General features: G+C 74.1%; 20 protein-coding genes and 1 pseudogene. 6 read left to right on the plus strand and 15 right to left on the minus strand.

What is annotated here, in order from left to right:
* Positions 1 to 12 precede the first annotated feature (12 nt).
* Both ACWC9T_RS17785 and ACWC9T_RS17790 read right to left on the minus strand, forming a co-directional pair.
* Positions 13 to 2,904 (minus strand): glycoside hydrolase family 3 C-terminal domain-containing protein, encoded by a 2,892-nt coding sequence (locus ACWC9T_RS17785; protein WP_449821976.1) that lies wholly within the window; start codon positions 2,902 to 2,904, stop codon positions 13 to 15.
* 249 nt (positions 2,905 to 3,153) lie between these two features.
* Positions 3,154 to 3,288, minus strand: a pseudogene (locus ACWC9T_RS17790) (NUDIX hydrolase); the annotation flags it as partial.
* Between the two features lie 125 nt (positions 3,289 to 3,413).
* Between ACWC9T_RS17790 and ACWC9T_RS17795 the strand changes: the two are divergent.
* Together ACWC9T_RS17795 and ACWC9T_RS17800 are read left to right on the plus strand one after the other, a co-directional pair.
* Positions 3,414 to 3,749, plus strand: a complete 336-nt coding sequence (locus tag ACWC9T_RS17795; protein ID WP_449821977.1) for a putative quinol monooxygenase — start codon at positions 3,414 to 3,416, stop codon at positions 3,747 to 3,749.
* Between the two features lie 428 nt (positions 3,750 to 4,177).
* Positions 4,178 to 4,876, plus strand: a complete 699-nt coding sequence (locus ACWC9T_RS17800; protein ID WP_449821978.1) for a hypothetical protein — start codon at positions 4,178 to 4,180, stop codon at positions 4,874 to 4,876.
* Here ACWC9T_RS17800 and ACWC9T_RS17805 read toward each other — a convergent pair.
* The 8 genes from ACWC9T_RS17805 to ACWC9T_RS17840 all read right to left on the minus strand — a co-directional run bounded on the left by ACWC9T_RS17805 (position 4,845) and on the right by ACWC9T_RS17840 (position 12,243).
* Positions 4,845 to 5,477, minus strand: a complete 633-nt coding sequence (locus tag ACWC9T_RS17805) for a hypothetical protein (RefSeq protein ID WP_449821979.1) — start codon at positions 5,475 to 5,477, stop codon at positions 4,845 to 4,847. The two genes, ACWC9T_RS17800 and ACWC9T_RS17805, sit on opposite strands and share 32 nt — an antisense overlap.
* Before the next feature lie 58 nt (positions 5,478 to 5,535).
* Positions 5,536 to 5,850 carry a hypothetical protein gene (locus tag ACWC9T_RS17810; RefSeq protein WP_449821980.1) on the minus strand — a complete coding sequence of 105 codons (315 nt, stop codon included), beginning with the start codon at positions 5,848 to 5,850 and terminating at the stop codon, positions 5,536 to 5,538.
* Positions 5,847 to 6,683 carry an ECF transporter S component gene (locus ACWC9T_RS17815; protein WP_449821981.1) on the minus strand — a complete coding sequence of 279 codons (837 nt, stop codon included), beginning with the start codon at positions 6,681 to 6,683 and terminating at the stop codon, positions 5,847 to 5,849. Before ACWC9T_RS17815 ends, ACWC9T_RS17810 begins: the two co-directional genes overlap by 4 nt.
* Positions 6,680 to 8,281, minus strand: coding sequence for an ABC transporter ATP-binding protein (locus ACWC9T_RS17820; RefSeq protein WP_449821982.1), 1,602 nt, complete (start codon positions 8,279 to 8,281; stop codon positions 6,680 to 6,682). The genes ACWC9T_RS17815 and ACWC9T_RS17820 overlap by 4 nt, the downstream gene beginning before the upstream one ends.
* Positions 8,278 to 9,417 (minus strand): energy-coupling factor transporter transmembrane protein EcfT, encoded by a 1,140-nt coding sequence (locus ACWC9T_RS17825; protein WP_449822006.1) that lies wholly within the window; start codon positions 9,415 to 9,417, stop codon positions 8,278 to 8,280. The genes ACWC9T_RS17820 and ACWC9T_RS17825 overlap by 4 nt, the downstream gene beginning before the upstream one ends.
* A 15-nt stretch (positions 9,418 to 9,432) precedes the next feature.
* A complete protein-coding gene (locus ACWC9T_RS17830; protein WP_449821983.1) occupies positions 9,433 to 10,146 on the minus strand; it encodes an SCO2322 family protein in 714 nt (237 codons plus the stop codon).
* Complete coding sequence (locus ACWC9T_RS17835; protein ID WP_449821984.1) at positions 10,146 to 11,402, minus strand: prenyltransferase/squalene oxidase repeat-containing protein; 1,257 nt, start codon at positions 11,400 to 11,402, stop codon at positions 10,146 to 10,148. The genes ACWC9T_RS17830 and ACWC9T_RS17835 overlap by 1 nt, the downstream gene beginning before the upstream one ends.
* A gap of 220 nt (positions 11,403 to 11,622) precedes the next feature.
* Positions 11,623 to 12,243 (minus strand): TetR family transcriptional regulator, encoded by a 621-nt coding sequence (locus tag ACWC9T_RS17840; RefSeq protein ID WP_449821985.1) that lies wholly within the window; start codon positions 12,241 to 12,243, stop codon positions 11,623 to 11,625.
* 252 nt (positions 12,244 to 12,495) lie between these two features.
* Here ACWC9T_RS17840 and ACWC9T_RS17845 point away from each other — a divergent pair, with 252 nt between their 5' ends.
* The 3 genes from ACWC9T_RS17845 (at position 12,496) to ACWC9T_RS17855 (ending at position 15,711) form a co-directional block, all read left to right on the plus strand.
* A complete protein-coding gene (locus tag ACWC9T_RS17845) occupies positions 12,496 to 13,806 on the plus strand; it encodes a glycosyltransferase family 4 protein (protein ID WP_449821986.1) in 1,311 nt (436 codons plus the stop codon).
* A gap of 103 nt (positions 13,807 to 13,909) precedes the next feature.
* Positions 13,910 to 14,653, plus strand: coding sequence for a class I SAM-dependent methyltransferase (locus ACWC9T_RS17850; protein WP_449821987.1), 744 nt, complete (start codon positions 13,910 to 13,912; stop codon positions 14,651 to 14,653).
* On the plus strand, positions 14,650 to 15,711 hold the full coding sequence (locus ACWC9T_RS17855) for a prenyltransferase/squalene oxidase repeat-containing protein (protein ID WP_355673943.1): 1,062 nt from the start codon (positions 14,650 to 14,652) through the stop codon (positions 15,709 to 15,711). Before ACWC9T_RS17850 ends, ACWC9T_RS17855 begins: the two co-directional genes overlap by 4 nt.
* A 62-nt stretch (positions 15,712 to 15,773) precedes the next feature.
* Here the strand turns inward: ACWC9T_RS17855 and ACWC9T_RS17860 are convergent, their stop codons facing one another.
* The 4 genes from ACWC9T_RS17860 to ACWC9T_RS17875 form a co-directional block, all read right to left on the minus strand.
* A complete protein-coding gene (locus ACWC9T_RS17860) occupies positions 15,774 to 16,688 on the minus strand; it encodes a hypothetical protein (protein ID WP_449821988.1) in 915 nt (304 codons plus the stop codon).
* A 209-nt stretch (positions 16,689 to 16,897) separates the two neighbouring features.
* The gene (locus tag ACWC9T_RS17865; protein WP_449821989.1) at positions 16,898 to 17,869 is read right to left on the minus strand and encodes an N-acetylmuramoyl-L-alanine amidase; all 972 of its coding nucleotides are present in this window, start codon (positions 17,867 to 17,869) and stop codon (positions 16,898 to 16,900) included.
* A 7-nt stretch (positions 17,870 to 17,876) separates the two neighbouring features.
* A complete protein-coding gene (locus ACWC9T_RS17870; protein ID WP_449821990.1) occupies positions 17,877 to 19,196 on the minus strand; it encodes a hypothetical protein in 1,320 nt (439 codons plus the stop codon).
* A gap of 188 nt (positions 19,197 to 19,384) precedes the next feature.
* Entirely contained in the window at positions 19,385 to 20,038 is a 654-nt protein-coding gene (locus ACWC9T_RS17875) for a class I SAM-dependent methyltransferase (RefSeq protein ID WP_355673939.1), read from the minus strand.
* A 749-nt stretch (positions 20,039 to 20,787) separates the two neighbouring features.
* Between ACWC9T_RS17875 and ACWC9T_RS17880 the strand changes: the two genes are divergently transcribed.
* A complete protein-coding gene (locus ACWC9T_RS17880; RefSeq protein ID WP_449821991.1) occupies positions 20,788 to 21,870 on the plus strand; it encodes a Zn-dependent alcohol dehydrogenase in 1,083 nt (360 codons plus the stop codon).
* 88 nt (positions 21,871 to 21,958) lie between these two features.
* Here ACWC9T_RS17880 and ACWC9T_RS17885 read toward each other — a convergent pair whose 3' ends face one another.
* Positions 21,959 to 22,132, minus strand: coding sequence for a hypothetical protein (locus tag ACWC9T_RS17885; protein ID WP_449821992.1), 174 nt, complete (start codon positions 22,130 to 22,132; stop codon positions 21,959 to 21,961).
* Positions 22,133 to 22,175 lie beyond the last annotated feature (43 nt).

Here is a 22,175-nt window from a genome sequence, read left to right on the forward strand (position 1 = left end):
GAAGCGATCGGCTCAGGAGGGCAGCGTCCAGCGCTGGTCGGGGCCCGCGTGGCAGTCCCAGATCTGCAGCCGGGTCCAGTCGGCGCTGCTGCCGTCCTGGGCGTCCAGGCAGCGGTTGGAGGCGGGGTTGAGGAGCGTGCCGTCGCCGCGGGGTTGCCAGCGTTGGGCGCCGGTGCCGTTGCAGTCGTAGAGCTGGGCAGGGGTGCCGGCGGCGGTCCAGCCGTTGGTGACGTCCAGGCACTTGCCGAACGCCCTCAGTGAGCCGTCCTGTTGGACGGACCAGTCCTGGGCGCCGGTGGAGTTGCAGTGGTAGAGCTGGACGGCGGCGCCGTTGGCCGTCGACGCGCGGTTGATGTCCACGCACTGCCCGGCGATGCCGGTCAGCGGGCCGCTCGCGCGGGGGGTGGCCCAACGTTGCTCGGCGGCGCCCGAGCAGTCCCGCAGCAGAAGTCGGCCGTCGGCGGCGGCGAGGCAGCGGCCGGAGGCCGGGTGGAGGAGCGAGGCGTCCGCGCGTAGACGCCACACCTGGTCGGTGCCCTGGGCGCAGTCCCGCAGCCGGACGGCGGCGCCGTCGGCGGAGCCGCCCGGGGTCAGGCAGCCGTCGAGCACGCCGATGCTGCCGTCCGAGCCGACCGTGGCGTCCTGGGCCGCGGTGCCGGTGCAACCGGCCGTCCGTACCGACTCGTTGGTGTCCGTGGCAGCGGCCTCGGCGTCCAGGCAGGAGCCGTCGGCGCCGGTGATCCGCCCGGACCAGGCGGAGACGGCGGGGGAGTCCGGGACGAGCGCGGTGCCCTGCAGCCTCGGCGTGCGGGAGGAGGAGCCGACCGTCAGACCGTACTGGCCGCCGGGGACCCGCCAGCCGTGGGCGTCGGTGTCCCAGGTGGCGAAGGAGGAACGGTCCAGCCGGAGCTGCACGTGCGTCGAACGGCCCGGCTCCAGCGTGACCTTGTCGAAGGCCTTGAGCTGCTGCGGCGGTTCCCCGGCGGCGGACGGGAAGGAGACGTACAGCTGGGGCACCTCGGTGCCGGTGCGGTTGCCCCGGTTGGTGAGGTCGAAGCCGACGCCGACCCGCCCGGCGGGGTCCGGGCCGGTCACGGTGAGGTTGGCGTAGTCGAAGGTGGTGTACGAGAGGCCGTGGCCGAAGGGGAAGAGCGGGGCGGTGCCGCTCGCGTCGTACCAGCGGTAGCCGACCTTGAGGCCCTCGGTGTAGTGGTAGGCGCCGTCCGTGCCGGGGTACTGGGAGGCGTCCTGGACCGGGGTGGCGTTCGCCGAGGTCGGGAAGGTGACGGGCAGCCGCCCGGCCGGATCGGTGTCGCCGAACAGCACGTCGGCGAGCGCGGCGCCGCTCTGCTCGCCCGGGTACCAGGCCTCGACCACGGCCGGCACCGCGTCCAGCCACGGCATGGTGACCGGCCCGCCGGTGTTCAGCACCACCACCGTGCGCGGATTGGCCTTGGCGACGGCCCGGATCAGCGCGTCGTCCGCTGCGGCGAGGTCGAGGGAGCCGCGGTCCGCGCCCTCGGTCTCCTCGTCGCCGACCACCACCACGGCGGCGTCCGCCCCGGCGGCCACCGAGGCCGCCGCGTTCGCGTCGTCGCCCGGGTGGTAGCGCACGGAGACCCCCGCTCCCGCTCTTGCCGCGATTCCCTGGCGGGGTGTCACCGTGTGCTCGGCGTACGGGGTGACGTGCGAGGATCCGCCGCCGCCGGTGTACGCCCGGTCCGCCCACGGGCCGATCACCGCGACGGACCTGAGCCGGGTGGAGTCCAGCGGAAGTGTCGCCCCCTGATTGCCGGCCGCCTGGTTGCGCAGCAGCACCGTCCCGGCGGCGGCCGCGGTCCGGGCGTCGTGTGCGCCGGCGGCCGGGTCGGAGGCGGGCGGCTGCCCGCCGTCGAGCGCCCCGGTGCGCGCCATCAGCCGCAGTACCCGGCGGACCTGGTCGTTCAGTACGGCCGGGGCGAGCCGCCCGTCGGCCACCGCGGCGGGCAGGTCGGCGAAGTACGTCGAACCGCCGAACTCCTGGTCCAGGCCGCCGGTCGCCGCGTTGACGGCGGAGTGGGTGGCCGGGTAGTCGGAGCCGACCACCCCGTCGAAGCCCCAGCGGCCCTTCAGCACGTCGCGCAGGAACGGGAAGTGCTCGCACGCCCAGATGCCGTTGACCGGGTTGTAGCCGCACATCGCCGACCAGGCCCGGCCGCTCCGGACGGCCGCCCGGAATGCGGGCAGCTCGATCTCGGTCAGAGTGCGTTCGTCGACCTCCGAGCTGTACGACTGGCGGTTGTCCTCCTGGTTGTTGGCGGCGTAGTGCTTGACCTGCGCGGCGATGTTCCGCGCCTGGATGCCGCGCACCTCGGCGGCGGCGAGTTGCCCGGCGAGGAACGGGTCCTCGCCCAGTGTCTCGAAGTTCCGCCCGCCCTGCGGGATTCGTACGGTGTTCACCATCGGCCCGTACAGCACCTGGTAGCCGCGCGCCCTCGCCTCACGGCCCAGGACGTCGCCGTACGTCGTGGCCAGCGCGGGGTCGAAGGCGGCGGCCAGCGCCACGGGCGCGGGCAGGGCGGTCGCGGGCCGGCCGTCCCGGACACCGGCCGGGCCGTCGGACAGCAGCAGCGGCGGGATGCCGAGGCGGGGGACGCCCTGGACGTAGCCGACGGAGTGCACGCCGTTCGGGGCGTCGCGGCCGCGGAGGAGGGTGACCTTCTCGTCGGTGGTGAGTTGGGAGAGCAGCGACTCGATCCGCTGCTCCTGCGGGGGGCCGGCCTTGGGGTGCTGCGGGGCGGAGGGGACGGCAGGGGCTGCGGGGGTGACAGGGGCGGCTGCGGCACTACCGGTGGTGGCGGCCGCCAGGAGGCAGCCGCCGAGCCCGAACCGGAGAAGTCGCGCCCGCAGGGGGATACGTCGCATGCCAACCACCGATCGACGGAAAGGGGCCTAGCCGGGCGGGCCTGGTGAAATGATGACGTTCCGTCAAATTTACGGTGGACCTACACTGGAGGGCAGGTGGCGTGCCAGGGCGTGTCGGGTGCATTCGGGGCGCGCCGGGCCGACTCCGGGCTTCCGATGGGATGTTTAGCTGAACGTTCGGCCGGACGTTCAATCGGGCGCTCGGCCGGCGAGTGTGGCGTCCAGGTGCGCCTGCACCGGCCCGGACATCGGCTCGATCTGCCCGGCCGGGAACTGCCAGGAGAGTTGCCCCTCGGCGACCCGTCGCCGCACCACCAGTACCCGGCCCTGTACGACGATCGCAACGGCGATGTCGGGGAACTCCTGGGCGCTGCGCGCGGTCATGCCCGCTCCTCCGGGGCCCTGGACGTTGAACGCCATCGCGGCGGCGATCCGTCGGCTGGCAGAACTCCATCGGCTTCGTGTCGTTCCGGCCGAACCGTTCGGCTACCGACTGTCAGGCCCTTAGCATGATCGTCTCAACGTACTTGGAGATCCTCATGCCCGTTGTCATCGCCACGATCAAGACCAAGCCCGGCCGACGCGACGAAGTCTTGGCCGTCTTCGAGAAGCACACCCCGGCCATCCACGCCGAGAACGGCTGCGAGCTCTACGCCGTCCACGCCGGCACCGACCGCGTCACCGTGGTCGAGAAGTGGGCCGACCAGGCCGCCCTGGACGCCCACGGCGCGGGCGCCCCCCTGGCCGCCATCGCCGCCGTCCTCGGCGACGCGCTCGCCGAGCCCCTCGACATCGCGGTCATGGAGCCCGTCCCCGCCGGCGACGAGGCCAAGGGCCTGATCTGACCTGGCAGACCGCTGAGGCATCACTCTCCGGGACAGAGGGGTGGAAGCCCACCCGCGCTACGGTGAAGGCATCGGAGAGCCCCGATAGGTTGCCGATCCGGGCGCAGGAGCGGAGCGGGCTGGCGGGATGACCACCAAGTGATCAACACGATCGCATGGAAGTCCTCGGGCTGGGCCCGCGCCGTCTGGCGCGGGCCCAGCTGATGGGGCTCTTATCGCGCTGCCCGGATGTCGCTGGTGAGCGGGAGCTCAATCCCGGCCCGCCGGTATACCGCGGGTCGGACTTTCCCGGAGTTCTGAAGCGCGCGGATCACGCTTTCGCGGTCGCCGACCTCGTAGTTGACCTGGGCGACGTGGTACGAGAGCGAGGACGGGTCGCAGGAGCCGTGGGCCTTGGCTGACGCCGCTCAGGCGGCAGAGTAGTGCCGGTGGCCTCGGCTTCCCCTGGCGGGAAGCTGAGCCCGACTCCTGATCGCAGCTGTGTTCTCGATCGGCAGGCCACCGAGTTCGTCGGGCCAATACGTGAGCGTCAATCCGTACCAGGGCGGGATCACCCCGGCGGGCATCTCGGTGACCTCCAGGCCGGGTATCCGGGCCGACTGGCCGGTGAGGTAGCGGGCGATCTCCGCGCGGCCAGCGAGGTGGCCGTCGAGGCGGGCGAGCTGGTCGTGGACTCGCTGAGTTGGGCGGCGCGGGGGCTCCTCGGCTACCTGCTCAGCTTAGTGGAAGTCCCTTCCGTCCCTCCGTCCGAGAAGTTGAAGGCCGGGGTGTCCTTGCTGCTCGAACTCGGTCGCAGGGAGCCGCGTATGGCGTTGGCGGGGAAGCCGTTGACCGACCAGGTGGCGCGGGTGGAGGGGTTGCTCGCGGGTGGGTGGAGCAAGGAGGCGCTGGTCGGGATTCTGAGCGCTCCCTTGCCCGAGGAGGTGACGCACAGCGTGGGGGCGATCGTGGCGGCGCGGATTGCGAAGGTGCCGCTCGTTCCGGCGGCAAGAGCTGCGGCAGACGGGCCGCGCCGACATGAGTGTCCCGGGCGGGACGGGATGTGCGGGCGGCTCGTCGCGGGTGCCGGGCAGGCGTGTGATGCCTGCCGGGCGGTCACCAGGAGAAGAAGTCAGGCAGGCCGGTGACCGGCGGCAGCGGCGCGTCTGCCGGGAGGGGGCGGATCTGGACGAAGGCGTGCTCGAACTGGGAGTAGGAGAAGTCGTCCAGTCCCGGGGCCACCACCAGGACGTTGTCGCCTCGGCGCCAGATTCGGTACCGCCAGTGGTAGTTGAGCCCCGGGCGTCGCTCGTGCGTCACGTCGTGGTCGGGCGGGCCGAACAATGTGGTGAACTGGGCGACGACGGCTTCCAGTTGGGCGTCGAAGGCTCCGGCCGGAGGGTCGACGAGGCCTTGCCAGCCGGGGAGGGTTCCCCAGAAGTCCTCCGAAATGGCCCCGTCGGGGTGCACGTAGTACTCGTACGCGAACGGCATGAAGAAGCAGTTGTCGCCGTACACGAAGTGGCCTGCGGGCGTGTAGGCCTTCTCGTTGAGGTCGCCCAGGCAGCCGCCGTTCGGGCGCCAGCCGGCATCGGTCATCGCCTTCCGGGTGATGTCGATGTCCTCCCAGTCGAGTTCCGCCATCCCGGCGATCTGGGCGGCCAGTTCGGGGCCGACGGGGCAGGTCGCGACGATCCAGGGGGCGTCCTCGTCCTCGTCGTCGGTGCTGTCGTAGGGCTCGTCGGACACTGGGGTGAACTCCCGTTCTGGCTCGCAGTTCGAACGTTCACCCTAGTGGCAGGCCCGATCAGAGGGTCTCGCGGACCGTGATGTAGCCGTTCTCGACCACGAACTCCTGGTTGGAGTCGGCGGCGCCGCAGGTGTACAGGAAGACGTTGTCGCCGGTGTCGCGGTCGGAGTCGACGTCGATGCACGTCTCGTCTGCGGTGCCGGCGGTCCGCTGCAGGGCGAAGGAGCCCTCGCGCAGCAGCCAGGTCTGGTTGGCGCGGGCTGCCTGGCTGTACTCCCAGGCCCAGGGCGAGGGTTCGGACCACGGTCGTGATGATCGTGGACGGACGGGAAGATCGAAGGCGTACGGCGCGCCAGGGAAACGGGGGTTCACTCGCCTGGCGGGCGGAAGGTGACCGGCGCGTCGAAGGCCGCACGTCGCGTGGTGCGGCGCAGGGCGCGCAGGACGGGCGTGCCGAGGGTGAGGCACAGGATGACTGTGAGCGCTGCGCGCGGCAGGTCCCAACCCAGCGACGTGGTCAGGCAGTACGCGGCGAAGCGGACGAGGTTGGCGGGCAGCGGGTCGCCGGGGACGAAGGAGACGGACCCGGAGAGCCCCGCGATGTACGGCCAGCCCTGGAGGTTCATGATCGTGCCGTACAGGACGGACGAGACGGCGCCGTAGACGGCCAGCAGCGCGAGTTCGCGGCGGCCGCGCAGCGTGGCGGAACCCGGCAGCAGTCCCGCGCCGAGGCAGACCCAGCCCATCGCGAGCATCTGGAACGGCAGCCACGGCCCGACCCCGCCCGTGAGCAGCGCGGACGCGAACATCGACAGGGAGCCCAGTACGAAGCCGAAGCCGGGGCCGAGCACCCGCCCGGACAGCACCATCAGGAAGAACATCGGCTCCAGCCCGGCCGTCCCCGCGCCGAGCGGCCGCAGGGCCGCACCGGCCGCTGCCAACACTCCCAGTAGCGCAACGGACTTGGCGTCCAGCCCCGGTGCCCCGCCACCCGCCGAACGCCCCTCGGAGATCTGGGCGATCACGACGGCGAGCAACAACGGCAGCAGCAAGGCGAACAGCCAAGGGGCGTCGGCGGAGTGGCCGACCAGGGCCGACTTGGTGGAGGCGAGCAGCGGCCAGCCGAAGGCCGTCACGCCGACGAAGGACACCAGCAGCAGCGCGCCGATCGACCGGCGCCCGAGCGGAACAGGACGGCTGCTCATGCGCTCAGCGCTTCCGCGACCTGCTGGACGGTGAGCCACGGCCCGGGCGCCAGCACCTTGGCGACCTGCGGGGCGAACGCGGGCGAGGAGACCACGACCTCCGCCGTCGGCCCGTCCGCGACGATCTCGCCCTCGGCCAGGATGAGGGTCCGGTGCGCCAGTTCGGCGGCCAGTTCGACGTCGTGCGTGGCCAGCAGCACGGCATGGCCCTCCGCCGCCAGGTCGCGCAGGATCTCCACCAGCCGGGCCTTGGCGGCGTAGTCCAGGCCGCGGGTCGGCTCGTCCAGGAGCAGTAGCGGGGGTCGGGCGGTGAGCACCACGGCGAGGGCGAGGGTGAGCCGCTGGCCCTCGGAGAGGTCGCGCGGGTGGGCGGTGTCGGCGATGCCGGGCAGCAGGCGTTCGACCAGGGCGCGACACGAACCCGCGACTGCGCCCGCGTCCGCATCCGCGGCGGCGCACTCGGCGGCGACGCTCTCGCCGTACAGGAGGTCGCGCGGGTCCTGCGGGACCAGGCCGACGTGGCGGATCAGTTCGGCGGGGCGGGTCCGGTGCGGGGTGCGGCCGCCGACGGTGACGCTGCCGGAGGCGGGGGCGTGCAGGCCGACCAGGCTGCCGAGCAGGGTGGACTTGCCGGCGCCGTTGCGGCCCATCAGGGCGGTGATCTCGCCGGGGCGCAGCGTGAGGTCCACGCCGCGCAGGGCCTGGACCGGGCCGCGTAGGACGGCGAGGCGGTCGGAGACGGCGATCGGCGCATCGCCCGGAACGCCGGCGGCAGCGGGCGCGCGGCCGTCCAGCTCGGCGCGCAGGGAAGCCGCCTTGCGGCGCGCGTCGCGGACGGACAGCGGCAGCGGCCGCCAGCCCGCGAGCCGGCCGAGGCCGACCACCGGAGGGTGCACCGGCGAGTGCGCCATCACCTCGGCCGGTTCGCCCAGCACCGGGGGCGCGCCCGGGGTGAGCAGCAGCACCTGGTCGGCGTACTGGACGACCCGCTCCAGCCGGTGTTCGGCCATCAGCACGGTGGTGCCGAGGTCGTGCACCAGCCGCTGGAGGACGGCGAGCACCTCCTCGGCCGCGCCCGGGTCGAGTGCCGAGGTGGGCTCGTCCAGGACCAGTACGCGCGGGTGCACGGTGAGCACCGAGCCGATCGCGACGCGCTGCTGCTGGCCGCCGGACAGGGAAGTCAATGAACGGTCGCGCAGGTCGGCGAGGCCGAGCAGGTCGAGGGTCTCCTCGACCCGGCGCCGCATGACGTCGCCCGGCAGGCCCAGGGACTCCATGCCGTAGGCGAGTTCGTCCTCCACGGTGTCGGTGACGAACTGGGCCAGCGGGTCCTGGCCCACCGTGCCGACCAGGTCGGCGAGTTCGCGCGGTCGGTGCTCGCGGGTGTCGCGGCCGCCGACGGTGACCCGGCCGTGGAGCACGCCGCCGGTGAAATGCGGCACCAGGCCGCTGACCGTCCCCAGCAGGGTGGACTTGCCGGAGCCGGACGGGCCGACCAGCAGGCAGAGTTCGCCCTCGGGGACGGTGAGATCGACGTTGTCGAGAACGGGCGCTTCGGAGCCCGCATACCGTACGGAGACCTGCTCGAAGGTGATCACGATGCCCTCCGGGGCGGGGTCGGGGCGGCGAACGCCGGTACCAGGCCGAGCAGTACGGTCAGCACGGCGGCCAGCGGCAGCACGGGGACGGTCGGCGGGACGACGGTGGGGGCGAAGGCGGCCGGGGCCTGGGCGGCCAGGTAGGTGGTGAGCGCCGCCACGGCGATGCCGGAGCCCGCCGTGAGCCACTCGGGCAGGGCCCAGGGGTCCGGCCGGTAGCGGGTTCTGACGGATCGTCGGCTGCCGAGCAGCAGTCCGGCGAAGGCGGCGGCCAGGCCGAGCAGCAGGACGGGCAGGGCCCAGCCGGCGCCCCCGGCGGTCAGGAGTCCGTACGCGGCCAGGCAGACCCCGAGCAGCCCGGCCAGGGTGAGCGCGGCGGTCACCCTGGCGAGCGGGCGCGGGACGTCGGCGGTGCGGCCGAAGCCGCGGGTGTCCATCGCCGCGGCCAGGGCGATGGACCGCTCCAACGCGCCCTCCAGGACGGGGAGTCCGACGCTCAGCACGGCCGCGACACCCTTGTCCGTACGGCCGCGCAGGCGACGGGCGGCGCGCAGCCGGCGGACGTCGGCGACCAGGTTGGGCGCGAAGGTCATCGCCACCACCACGGCCACGCCCGCCTCGTAGAGCGCGCCGGGCAGGGCGCGCAGCAGACGGGCCGGGCTGGCGAGGGAGTTGGCGGCGCCCACGCAGATCAGCAGGGTGGCCAGCCGCAGCCCTTCGTACAGCGTGGCGAGCAGGCCCTCGACGTTGACCCGTCCGCCGATCCGTATGCCCTGCGCCCAGGCGGGGAGCGGGACTTCGGGCAGGGTGAACAGCACGTGGGTGCCGGGGATCGGCGAGCCGAGCAGCACGGCGAAGGCCAGGCGGATGCCGAGGACGACCAGGCCGAGGCGTAGGAACGCCCCGTACGAACGGGACCAGGGCGCATCGCCGCGCCGCGCCGCGACCACGTACCCGGCGGTCGCGGCGAGCAGCAGCAGGATCGCCGGGTTGGTGGTGCGGGTGGCCGCCGCACCCAGTCCGAGCGCCCACAACCACCAGGCCCCGGGGTGCAGTTGGCGGGGGCCGGTGGGTGGTCGGGTGCTGCGGGCGGTGCTGCTCACGGATCTGTCCTGGGAGACGGGGGCAGGGGTCAGGGTTGCGGGCAGGAATCAGGAGTTGCGGCGGCGGCGCGCCTGCCAGACGGCGCCCCCGGCGAGGACGGCGACCAGCGCACCGCCGGCGACCAGGCCGACGTCCGGGCCGCTGCCGCTCTGCGCGCCGGCCTTGGCGGGGCCGTCGGGCTGCGCGGCGGGCGCACCCAGTTGCTCGGCGCAGCCCGCCTTCGGGTAGCCGGCGATGGCGCACAGCAGGCCGTTGGTGTCGTAGCGCAGCGGCGGCGCGACGGCGGCCAGCACCTCGGCCGAGCTGGCGCGCGGCGCGACACTGGCGCAGGCGGTCCGCTGCTCGGGCGGCTGCACGGCGGACGACCCGGCGTCCTCGGCGGTCCCGAAGTCCAGCACGACGGCCACCCGCTTGCGGCCGTCCTGTGCGGGCGTGCCCGCGCAGATCTCGTCGAAGCGCGCCTGAGCGCGGGGCTTCGCGGCCTCCTGCCCGCCGTCGGGGCTGACGGCGAACCGCCACCCGTCGACCACCCCGTCCGGCGGTACGGCGATCGCGGGCCCCTGCTGCTGGTACCTCCACGCCCCGCCGTCGGCCCCGCGCCAGAACGACCAGTACCGGTACCCGGAGGCGGCCTGCGCGGGCGCGGCGGTGGCGAGGAGCAGCAGCGCCCCGAGCAGCGCGAGGAGAACCCGGGCCGCCGAGCCGCCTCCGGCGCGCAGGGCGGAGGCCCGGCCCGCCGGACGGTGAACCACGAGGCGCATCAGAGGTTCGGGTTGCGCTTGCGCTGGAGGCTGAGCAGCAGGCCGCCGCCGATGCCGATGAGGAGGCCGACGATGATCAGCCAGACCTGGCCCATGCCGTCGCTCTTCTTCGACGACGGGGTGGCCGCCTCCGAGGAGGCGGCAGTGGCCTTGGGGGCCGGGCCGAGGGCGCTGAGCTGGCCGGTGAGGGCGGCCGGGTCGCGGTGGGCGGCCTGGCTGACCAGGAGCAGGGTGGCGGTGGCGGCGGCGTCGGTGCCGTCCTTGGTCCAGGCGGTGCCCTGTCCCTTGAGCCAGCCGACGGCTTCGGTGGCCTGGTCGGGGTGGCCGCTCTGGATGAGGGCGAGCGCGGCCCAGGCGGTGGCGGTGTAGTCGGGCTTGGGATCGGCGCCCGGGGTGGTGAGGGTGAGGTGCTCGCCGCCCGCCGTGAGCTGGCTGGTGAGGTAGGCGCCGACGGCCTCGCCCGCCTCGGCGTGCGGGACGGTCGCGGGCGCGGAGCCGTCGGCGCACGCGATGGCCTTGGGCGCCGTGTCGGCGCGCACCGAGGTGGCGACCGGCAGGTGTCCGCCGGCGGCGGCGAGCGCGGCCTGGGCGCTGGCCAGGGTGTTGGGGGTGAGGGTGCCGGCGGCGGGGTCCGGCTGGTAGGCGAAGGCGCCACGCTGGTCGGCGGGGGCGGCGCAGCCGAGCTGGAAGTGGGCGAGGCCGTCGAAGGCGTTCTTCGCGGCCGCGCCGCCGCTTCCCGCCTTGGCGACGCTCGCCGGGTCCGTCCGGGCCGCGAACAGCGCGTTGACGGCGAGTCCGGTGGAGTTGGCGTCGCCCGGGTTGCCGGGGTTGTAGGGCCAGCTGCCGTCGGCGTTCTGGTTGGCCTTGAGCCACTTCACGCCCTTGTCGACGGCGTCCTGGTGCCTGCCGAGGGCGACCAGCGCCTGGATGGCGACGGCGGTGGCGTTGCTGTCCTCGGTCTTGGCGTCGCAGGCCGCGCCGGCTGCGCGGTAGGAGGGCCAGCCGCCGTCCTCGCACTGCTGCCCGGTGAGCCACGCGACCGCGGAGTCGGCCGGGGTGACCTTGGCCGCCGACAGCGCGGTGAGCGCCAGCGACTGCCGCCAGACGCCGTCGTACGTGGGGTCGCTCTTGCCGTACAGGCCCTCCGGCAGGGGGGCCGACGGCGAGGGGCTGTCGGCGAGGGCCGGTCCGGCGGCGACGCCGGCGAGCAGCGCGGCGGACAGGGCGGCGGCGCCCAGTCGGGCGGCGGTGTGCATGGTGCGGGTGTGCCTTTCGGTGAGCGGTGGTGGCCCGGGCGGGGGCCGTTCCGTGGTCGTCGACGGGTGCCGGGCGCGGGCGCCCGGGCCAGGGCCTGTCTCTTGGATCCTTTGGGTCCTTGTCGGGGCCACGACGCCCGTCGACTCTAGCCGCCGGGCCGGGTCGGACGGGCCCGGTGCGGCAGGAACAGGTTCCAGTCCGGTTGCACTCCGAGAGTGGTCAGGCCAGCGTCAGCAGCCGTGCCGCGGTGTGCAGGTCGGCCCTCACCTCGGCGATCGAGGCGCGCCCGGAGAGCCAGGCGACCAGGGCCGAGTGCCAGGTGTGCTCGATCACCCGGACGGCCGCCCGCTGGCTCTCGCTGGGCGGCCCGGACTGGCCGATCGCGTCCAGGATGAGCTGTCCGGTGGCGGCGCTGATCCGGTCCACCTCGGCCCCGACCGAGCGGTCGGCGAAGCACATCGAGCGGACCATCGCCTCGGCCAGCAGCGGTTCGCGCTGCAGCGCGTGGAAGGCCCGGGTGAGCGCGTCGGCGACCCGCAGGGCCGGCTCCTGGTCGGTCGGCGGGTGGCGTCGGATGTGGTCCTGGAGGCCCTGCAGCTGCTCCAGCATGACCGCGACCAGCAGGTGAACCTTGGACGGGAAGTACCGGTACAGCGTCCCGAGGGCGACCTGCGCGCTCTCCGCGACCTCCCGCATCTGCACCGCCTCGTACCCGCCGCGGGCGGCCAGCGCGGTGGCGGCCCGCAGGATGCGGCGGCGCCGTTCGGCCTGACGCGCGGTCAGCGGCGGCTCGCCCGAGGGCGCGGAGGTGGGGCTCGCGGACGTGGTCGGCGACGGCAAGTGTGCTCCCGGGGGCGCGTGGGTGGCGGCGTGCTCCAGAAAGGTCGGCCCGAAGTCGTCCCGCGGTCGGTCGGCCCGGCGTGGCGGGAATCACCAGCCCTGGCTCCTGAGCGAAAGCTACGGGCCGGTATCTTCGAGGTCTCTCATTGTTCACACGGTCGATGACGAGTTCCACAGCCACTGAAACCTGATCTACTTTAGCGACCGGCAGCACAAGTAGCACCGATAGCAGACCAGAGATGAGGGCCGAGGATGACCGCGCAGCCGCTGCGGATTGCCCTGCTGTCATACCGTGGGGACCCGTTCTGCGGCGGTCAGGGCGTGTACGTACGGCACCTTTCCCGTGAGCTGGCCGGACTCGGCCACCACGTGGACGTGATCGGGGCCCAGCCCTACCCCGTGCTGGACGAGGTCGAGGGGCCCGGTTCGGTGCGCCTGGTCGAGCTGCCCAGCCTGGACCTCTACCGCGCCGACGACCCCTTCCGCACGCCCGCCCGCGGTGAGTTCCGCGGGCCGGTGGACGTGCTGGAGTTCGCCACCATGCGCACCGGCGGCTTCCCCGAACCGCTCACCTTCTCGCTGCGCGCCCGCCAGTACCTGGCCCGGCACAAGGGCCGCTACGACGTAGTGCACGACAACCAGACCCTCGGCTACGGCCTGCTGGGCCTCGCCCGGCACGGTTTCCCGCTGGTCGCCACGATCCACCATCCGATCACCGTGGACCGGCAGTTGGAGCTGGACGCGGCCACCACCCGGCTGAAGCGGCTCTCGCTGCGCCGCTGGTACGCCTTCACCCGGATGCAGCGCCGGGTCGCCGCCCGGCTGGACCACGTGATCACCGTCTCCGGCAGCTCGCAGCGCGAGATCGCCGAGCACCTGGGCGCCGCCCCCGGGGCCATCTCGGTGGTCCCGATCGGCGCCGACACCAGGCTCTGGTCGCCCTCGGCGGAGATCGAGCGGGTCCCCGGACGGATCGTCACCACCTCCAGCGCGGACGTGCCGCTCAAGGGCCTGGTGTACCTGGTCGAGGCACTGGCCAAGGTCCGCACCGAGCGGGACGCCCACCTGGTGGTGGTCGGCAAGCCGCAGAAGGACGACGGGCCGGTGGCCGAGGCGGTGCGCCGCTTCGGGCTGGCGGAGCACATCGAGTTCCGCACCGGCCTGAGCGACCGGGAGCTGGTCGACCTGTACCGCTCGGCCGAGGTGGCCTGCGTCCCGTCGCTGTACGAGGGCTTCTCGCTGCCCGCCGCCGAGGCGATGGCCACCGGCACCCCGCTGGTCGCCACCACCGGCGGGGCGATCCCCGAGGTGGCCGGGCCGGACGGCGAGACCTGCCTGGCCGTGCCGCCGGGGGAGGCGGACGCGCTGGCCGCCGCACTCGGCCGGCTGCTGGACGACCCGCAGCTGCGCGCCGAACTCGGCGCGGCCGGGCGGGAGCGGGTGCTGGCCCGGTTCACCTGGGAGCGGGCGGCCGAGCTGACCGCCGAGGCGTACCGCGCGGCGATCGCCACCGGCGTGGGTGCCAGGGCCCGTTCCGGGCCCGGCTGGCGGTACGTGCCCTGAGTGGCGCGCCCGAGCGGTGTCGCCCGATCGATCCGACGACACGCGCGCGTGACCTGACGAAGCGTCAAGAGCGCTTGGTAGCAATAGGAATGGGAGCCCTGCAGTGCTGACCGTCGATTTCTCGCGCTTCCCGCTCGCCCCCGGCGACCGGGTGCTCGACCTGGGCTGCGGCGGGGGCCGGCACGCGTTCGAGTGCTACCGCCGCGGTGCCAACGTGATCGCCCTCGACCAGAACACCGAGGAGATCGCCGAGGTCAAGAAGTGGTTCGCCGCGATGGAGCAGGCCGGTGAGGCCCCCGAGGGCGCGTCGGCGGTCGCGATGGAGGGCAACGCGCTGGCGCTGCCGTTCGAGGACGAGTACTTCGACAAGATCATCATCTCCGAGGTGATGGAGCACATACCCGACGACAAGGGCGTGCTCAACGAGATGTTCCGCGTCCTCAAGCCGGGCGGCCTGCTCGCCGTCACCGTGCCGCGCTGGCTGCCGGAGAAGATCTGCTGGGCGCTGTCCGACGAGTACCACGAGGTCGAGGGCGGCCACATCCGGATCTACCGGGGCGACGAGCTGCTCGGCAAGCTCAAGGACGCCGGCCTGGAGCCGTACGGCACCCACCACGCGCACGCGCTGCACTCCCCGTACTGGTGGATCAAGTGCGCGGTCGGCGTGAACAACGACAAGGCGCTGCCGGTCAAGGCGTACCACCAGCTGCTGGTCTGGGACATCGTCGGCACCCCGGTCATCAGCACCCTCACCAAGGCCGCCGAGAAGGCGCTCAACCCGGTCATCGGCAAGAGCTTCGTCGCCTACGCCTCGAAGCCCAACCGCGCACCGGGCGGGGCGGAGTGACCGCCGCCGTCCCCGAGGTGCTGCTGCTCGACGGGGTGCTGGACGCCGAGCAGGCGGCCGGCACCGTCCGAAGCATCCTGGCCGAGCAGCGCCCCGACGGCGCCATCCCGTGGTTCACCGGCCACCACCTGGACCCCTGGGACCACACCGAGGCCGCGATGGCCCTCGACACCGCCGGCGAGCACGCCGCCGCCGAGGCCGCCTACCGCTGGCTGGCCGCCCAGCAGAACCCGGACGGTTCCTGGTACGCCGCGTACACCGACGGCGTGGTCACCGACCGGGCCAAGGAGAGCAACTTCTGCGCGTACATCGCGGTCGGGGTCTGGCACCACCACCTCAGCACCGGCGACGACGCCTTCCTGGAGTGGATCTGGCCGGTGGTCCGCCGGGCCCTGGACTTCATCGTCGGCCTGCGGCTGCCCGGCGGCCCGATCGCCTGGCGGGTCGACGAGGACGGCACCGCCACCGACGAGGCGCTGCTCACCGGCTCGTCCAGCATCCTGCACGCGCTGCGCTGCGGCCTGGCCGTCGCCGACTACCTGGAGGAGCCCCAGCCCGACTGGGAGCTCGCGGCCGGGCGGCTGCGGCACGCCATCGCCCACCACCCCGAGCGGTTCCTCGACAAGGACCGCTACTCGATGGACTGGTACTACCCGATCCTCGGCACCGGCCTGCGCGGCGACGCGGCGGTGGCCCGGATCGAGCGGGACTGGGACCGCTTCGTCGTCCCCGGTCTCGGCGTGCGCTGCGTCAGCGACCGCCCGTGGGTGACCGGCGGGGAGAGCGCCGAACTGGCCCTCGCGCTCTGGGCGATCGGCGAGTCCGACCGCGCGGTGGACATCCTGCGCTGGATCCAGAAGCACCTGCGGCACGAGGACGGCTCGTACTGGACCGGGTACGTCTTCGAGGACGACGCGATCTGGCCCGAGGAGCGCACCACCTGGACGGCCGGGTCGCTGCTGCTCGCGGTGGCCGCGCTCGGCGGGGACCCGGCGACCGTCGCGGTCTTCGGCGGGGAGCAGCTGCCCGCCGGGCTGGTGGTCCAGGACTGCTGCTGAGCGCAGACACGCGGAAGGGGCGGGACCGGTGATCCGGTCCCGCCCCTTCCGCGTGGTGGGTGTCAGCCGCGCTGGATGCCCGAGGTGTCGCTCAGCACACCGTGGGTGCCGTCCGGCAGTTGCGCGACCAGCGCGGTACCGCGCTGCTCGACGGCCAGGTACCAGGTGCCCGGCACGACCTCGCCGACCGGGGCGCCGGCCGGGTTGTCCTTCGGGGCCAGCTGGCGCGGGGCCGGGACGGCGAACCAGAACGGCTGGAAGTCCGTCGCCGGGGCGGCCGGCTGCGGGGCCGGGACGCCGGCGTCCTGCGGCTGGCCGGCCATCTGCTGACCGGGCTGGCCCGGCTGCGGCTGACCGGCACCCGGGTAGCCGTAGCCACCGGCCGGCTGGGCGCCGAAGGCCGGGTCGTGGCCCTGGGCCGGGTAGCCGTACTGGCCGGGCTGGCCGGGGGCGCCCGGGTGACCGGGCTGACCCGGCATCGGGTAGCCGCCCTGGTACGGGACGGCCGGGCGGTCGGTGACCAGCGGGGCCTTCAGCGCGGGCACCAGCGGGCTCGCGGCGGCCGCACCGGCCAGCACGATCAGCGAGATGAGGCCGAGCCAGGCGCCGAAGCCGTGGCTGATGTCGAGGCCCTCGAAGGCGCCGCCGGTGCCGCCGCCCAGCGCCCAGATCGAGGTCCACAGCGCCGCCACGGCGAACGCGATGCCCCACTGGTCCAGCCGGAGGCCGAGCACCTGACGGTTGGCCGCGGCCTCGCCCTGGAAACGCTGCACCAGGATCAGCACGGCTGCGGCGATACCCAGCAGGTAGATCGAAGGCAGGATGGGGAACAGCTCGGTGCTCCACGCGTTCTGCGAGCCGATGGGGCCGCAGTACCGACCGGTGCAGGTCCGGTACGGCAGGAAGGAGGCGATGAAGAGCAGGACGGCCGCGCCTGCGACGGCGGCGTCTCCCCTGGTGAGAGCGCGCAGATTCACTTACGTTCCCCTCGTTGACGTGTCGTGGACGGTGATTCGTGCGGTCGGGCTGACCGGCCGAAACTCCCGAACGGACCAGAAGCCTAGGGCCAACCGTCCTGCCGGTGCACGGCGGGACCGGGAATGGGCCGAAGTCGTTGCAAACGGTGCGGGCCGGGCGGCGGGTCGTCCGTTAGGTCCGTTCGTCCCAACTTCCTTGCCGGGCCCGCTCAGTGCGTGGTCAGGAAGGCGGCCAGCGCGTCGGCGATCCCCTGGGCGGCCTGTTGGCGCCACTGAGGGTCCGTCATCCGTCTGGCGTCCACGGAGTTGCGCATGTTACCGCACTCGATGAACACCTTGGGGACCGTGGAGAGGTTGAGACCCCCCAGGTCGGAGCGGGTGTCCAGGCCCTCGTCGGCGATGTAGTCGGCGTAGGGCTCGCCGGTCGCGTCGTGGAAGTGCTGGCGCAGCAGCAGGCCGAGCCGGTGCGAGGGTTCGACGATCGCCGAGTTGTCCGCCTTACCGGCGACCACCTTGGCGGGCATGATCACGTGGAAGCCGCTGCCGCTCGCCGGGCCGCCGTCGCCGTGCACCGAGACCGCGACGTCGGCGTGCGCGTCGGCGCCCGCCTTGGCCCGCTCGTCGATGCACGGGCCCCAGGCACGGTCGCCGTCCTGCACCAGCACCACCTTGGCGCCCCAGGCGGTCAGCAGGGCGCGGGCCCGGCGGGAGACGTCCAGGGTGTAGTCGGCCTCGGTGTAGCCGGAGTCGGTCTCGGTGCCGGTGGTGTCACACTCCTTGCGGGAGTTGCCGATGTCCACCTGGCGGTTGATCTCGGTGGGGTGGGCGAAGTTGCCGGGGTTGTGGCCGGGGTCCAGCACGACGGTGCGGCCGGCGAGGTCGGCGGTGCCCCCGGGGGCCGAGGTGGGGGTTCCGGACGGCGTTCCGGTCGGCGTTCCGGTCGCTGCGGGTGTTGCGGCGGGTGTGCCGCTGGTCGGCGGGGCCTCCGGGGCGCCCGGGGCCTGGGTGGTGGACTGGACGGCGCCGGCCGGTGCGGCCGTGGCGCCCGCAGGCCCGGAGTCGTCCAGGGCCTGCCAGCCCAACCAGCCCGCCGTGCAGAGCGGGACGACCGCGGCCACCACCGTGGTGGCGCGCAGCAGGGCGGAGCGGCGGCGGGGCGGTCGGGAGGTGGAGCTGGTCACGGGTGGGTCAGATCCTGTCCTGGGTCCGCGTGGTGAGGTTGTAGCTGCTCGCGATCGGGTTCCACTTGGCCATGAACTCGGTCTTCGCCTGGGTCGCCTGCGGGTTGAGCTGGTCAGCGTGGGTCTTGTCCGCGGTGCTCTGGGCCCGGCCGGAGCAGCCCTGCTTGGCGACGGTGCGCGCCCAGCTCGCGTACGCCCGGTCGATGTCGGCGGACAGTTGCCAGGCGGACTTCAGCGAGTTCACCGCGTCTGTGCCACCCGGTACATCGGTGACGCTCAGCTTGGCGAGCTTGGTCAGCAGTACGTCGCGCTGCTTCGCGCCGTTGTCGAAGTCCTGGGCGGCGCTCTCGATGTCGGCCTTGGACGGGCAGCTGCTCACCTTGGCGACGGCGCTGCCGATCGGGGCCTTGGCGTTCTCGCCCTCGCTGAGCAGACCGTCCAGCGCCTGCGCCTGGGCCTGGGCGTTGGGGCCCGGACCGGTCGCGGAGGGGGACGGGGTCCCGCCGGCCGGGGTGGTCGGGGCGGTGCTCGGCGCGGCGTCGGTACCGGTGGGCGCCGGGGCGGGCTGCGGGTTGCCGGAGCCGGTCCCACCGGCGGCCGTCGGGGCGGGCGCGGCCTGGCCGCTCCTGTCGTCGCCGCCCTGGCTCGCGTACAGCAGGCCGCCGCCGACCGCCAGTACCAGGAGCAGCGCGAAGCCGACCAGCAGCGGGGCCTTGCCCTTGCCCGGACGCGACCGGTCGTCCTCGTCGTCGACCGGGTAGTGGGCCGGGTAGTCCGGCTGGGCCCCGTACGGGGGCGGCGCCGGCGCGGTTGCCGGGGGCGGCGGAGGATAGACGTAGCCGGGGCCGGGGGTCGTCGGTGTTCCCTGCGGGCCCCGGGGCTGCGGGGTCGCGTGGGAGGGGAACGGCGCGGCGGCGGGCGGCGGCGGGGCGACGGTGGGGAAGGCGGCGGTGGGCGCCCCGGGCCCCTGGGCGGGCACAGCATCGGCCGGGGGCGGGCCGAAGCCGGGGACGGGCGGGCCGAAGCCGGGCGCGGTCTCGGGGTCGGGCGCGGGCGGGCCGAAGCCGGGCGCGGTGGCCAGGTACGGGCGGGCGCCCAGTGGCGGGCCCTGGTCGCCGACGGCGCCCGGGGAGGGGGGCGGCGCGACCGGGCCGGGCTTCGGCGGTTGTGCGCCGGGGGCGGGCGGGGCGGGCTGTGCGCCTTGCGCGAGGGGCACGGCGGGTGCGGGCTCGGCGTCCTGCCGCTGCGGGTTGCGGACCCAGCCGCCCGCGCCGCCGCGCGCGGTCGGGTCCCAGACCGCCGGAGCGGTGTTCTGCTGGTCCGTCATGTGCCGTTGGCCCCCACCGTCCGCCGATGCTCTGCCTGGTGCTGTTGCCTCGTGTCGCTGCCTGGTGCTGCCCCGTGTCGCCTGGTGCAGCCGCCTGGTGCTGCGCGGACACCGTACCGTTCGAACCCGCGACCGACAGCCCCGGCACGACGTTAGAGCATCCGTGCGGGGCTGTGGGGGCGATCCGCTCAGGCGGCGGCGCGGCGCAGGACGCGCAGCGAGCCGGTCACCGAGACCTCCTCGAAGCCCTCGGCCAGCGCCCGCAGGTACACCCGGTACGGGGCCTGGCCGCCGTCCGCCGGGTCCGGGAACACGTCGTGCACCACCAGCAGGCCCTCCGGCGCCAGGTGCGGCGCCCAGCCCTCGTAGTCGCCGGTGGCGTGCTCGTCGGTGTGCCCGCCGTCGATGAACACCAGGCCCAGCGGGCGGCCCCACAGCGCGGCGATCTGCGGCGAGCGGCCGACCAGCGCGACCACGTGGTCCTCCAGCCCGGCGGCGTGCAGGGTGCGGCGGAAGCGGGGCAGGGTGTCCATCCGGCCGACCTCCGGGTCCACCAGACTCGTGTCGTGGTACTCCCAGCCGGGCTGCTGTTCCTCCGAGCCGCGGTGGTGGTCCACGGTCAGCGCGACCGTCCCGGTCTCGCGGGCAGCCGCGGCCAGCAGGATCGCCGAGCGGCCGCAGTAGGTGCCGATCTCCAGCACCGGCAGCCCGGTCCGCCGGGCCGCCGCCACGGCCGCCGCGTACAGCGCGAGGCCCTCGTCCACCGGCATGAACCCGGTGGCCGCCTCGAACGCCGCCAGCACCTCGGGCGCCGGGCGGGCGCTCTCCAGTAGGTCGGACATGCGGTGCTCCTCGGGTTCGGGACGGGGGACGGACGTGCTCGGACCCTACTCGACGGTAGCCGGGGCGGCGGCGGCAGGCTCAGCTTTCGAGCAGGGCGGCGGCGACCCGGGCACGGTGCGGGGCGAGTTCCGCGGCGATCGCCGGCGCGTCCCGCCCGGTCGCGTTCGACCGCGCTCTCGCCGCGTGGCATCCGGCCGAGCCGCGGCCGCAGCAGGACGACGAGCCCGAGGACGGCGGCCCCGAGGCAGCGCAGTGGGATGTCGCCGGTGACGAGCAGCCAGAGTCCCCAGCAGAACAGGGCGGCGGTGGAGAGGCGGACGAGACCGGCGACCGCGGAGGCCAGCAGCCAGTCCAGGTGTCTGGTGGCCGAGTCCTCTCCCTCGGCGAGGTCCTGGAACAGCCGGTCGGCGCGGACGGTGGCGGCCCGTTCGCGCCGGGTGGTCGCGGTGGCGGTCTCCGCCCCGGGGACGAGGTTCCAGTCGCAGGCCGGGCACCAGGCGGTGAAACGCGGGTCGGCGGTCAGGGGCTTGCCGCAGTCCGGGCAGTGCGAGCCGTGGACCGGGGCGGGTGCGGTGCGGGGTATGTCGGCGGCCACGGGTGTAGGCACGGCCGGGACCATGCCAGCGAACGGCGACATCGTGCGCGCTTCCGGCGGCTCCGTCCCGTCCTGGAACGTGTTCTACCCGCCCCGCGTCGCCCGTGCCAGAATCGGCCCGACCGTCGATCCACGCACACCGGGAGCAGCCCCATGCGCGCAGCCGTCCTGCACAAGACCGGACAGGACACCCTCGACGTGCGCGAGGACGTGACGGCGGTCGGCTTCGGACCAGGCACCGTACGGGTCCGGATGCGCGCCGCCAGCCTCTGCCACTCGGACCTCTCCGCGATGAGCGGCGTCCTGCCGCAGCCCGCGCCGTTCGTCCCCGGGCACGAGGGCGCCGGCGACGTCGTGGAGGTCGGCGAGGGCGTCACCGGCGTCGCGCCCGGGGACCGCGTGGTGCTCTGCTGGATGGCCCCCTGCGGCCGCTGCGCCCACTGCGAGCACGGCCGCGGCCACCTCTGCACCGCCAGCCTGCGGCGGCTCGGCGCACCCGGCTTCCGGCTGGCGGACGACGGCACGGAGGCCTCCGGCTTCTACGGCACCGGGGCCTTCGCCGAGGAGGTGGTGGTCACCGCCGACGCCGTGATCAAGGTGCCGTCCGACCTGCCGTACGAGGTGGCCGCGCTGATCGGCTGCGGGGTCACCACGGGCATCGGCGCCGCCGTCAACACCGCCGAGGTCGAGCCCGGCTCCTCGGTCGCGGTGATCGGCGCGGGCGGCGTCGGCGTGGCCACCGTCCAGGGCGCCCGGGTCTGCGGCGCCGCCCGGATCACCGTCGTCGACCCGGTGGTCTCGCGCCGCGAACGGGCCCTCGCCTTCGGCGCCACCGAGGCGATCGCCCCCGAGGAGCTGAAGGCCCTCGCCAAGGGCCTGCCGGCCGGCGGCTTCGACTACGTCTTCGAGGCGGTCGGCCGCTCGGCCACCGTCCGGGCCGGCTACGACGCCGCCCGACGTGGCGGCGCGGTGGTCGTCATCGGTGCGGGCGCGCAGGACGACCGCGCGCAGTTCACCATGGGGGAGCTGTTCTTCAACGAGAAGCGCCTGCTGCCCTCGCTGTACGGCGGGGCGCCGGTGGCGCGCACCATCGGGCTGGTCGTGGAGCTGTGGCGGGCCGGGCGGATCGACCTCGACGGGATGATCACGCACCGGGTCGGGCTGGCGGACGTGAACGAGGCGATCGCCCAGATGCGCAGCGGCGAGGCGCTGCGGACGGTGGTCTCGCTGGGCTGATGACGCCTCGCCGCCGTCGCGCGAGGGCCCGCCGGGGTGTTCCCCGGCGGGCCCTCGTCGTTGTTTCCCCTGGGTCGTCTTCCCTGGCTCAGGCCTGGGCGCCGGCCGCGCGGTGGCGGCCGTGCGGGTCGGATCCGGGAGCTTCGTCGGCCGCGGACGCGCCGCGGTGGCGGCCGTGCGTCGCGGTGTCCTCGGCCGTCTTCTCGTCGGCGTCGGTCCCGTTGGCCACGGTTCCGGTGGTGTCGGTGAGGGTGTCGGACATGAGAATCGTCTTTTCCGTGCGGAGGGTGCAGGTCATCGGCGCC

This window comes from Kitasatospora sp. NPDC001159 (genome assembly GCF_053598235.1).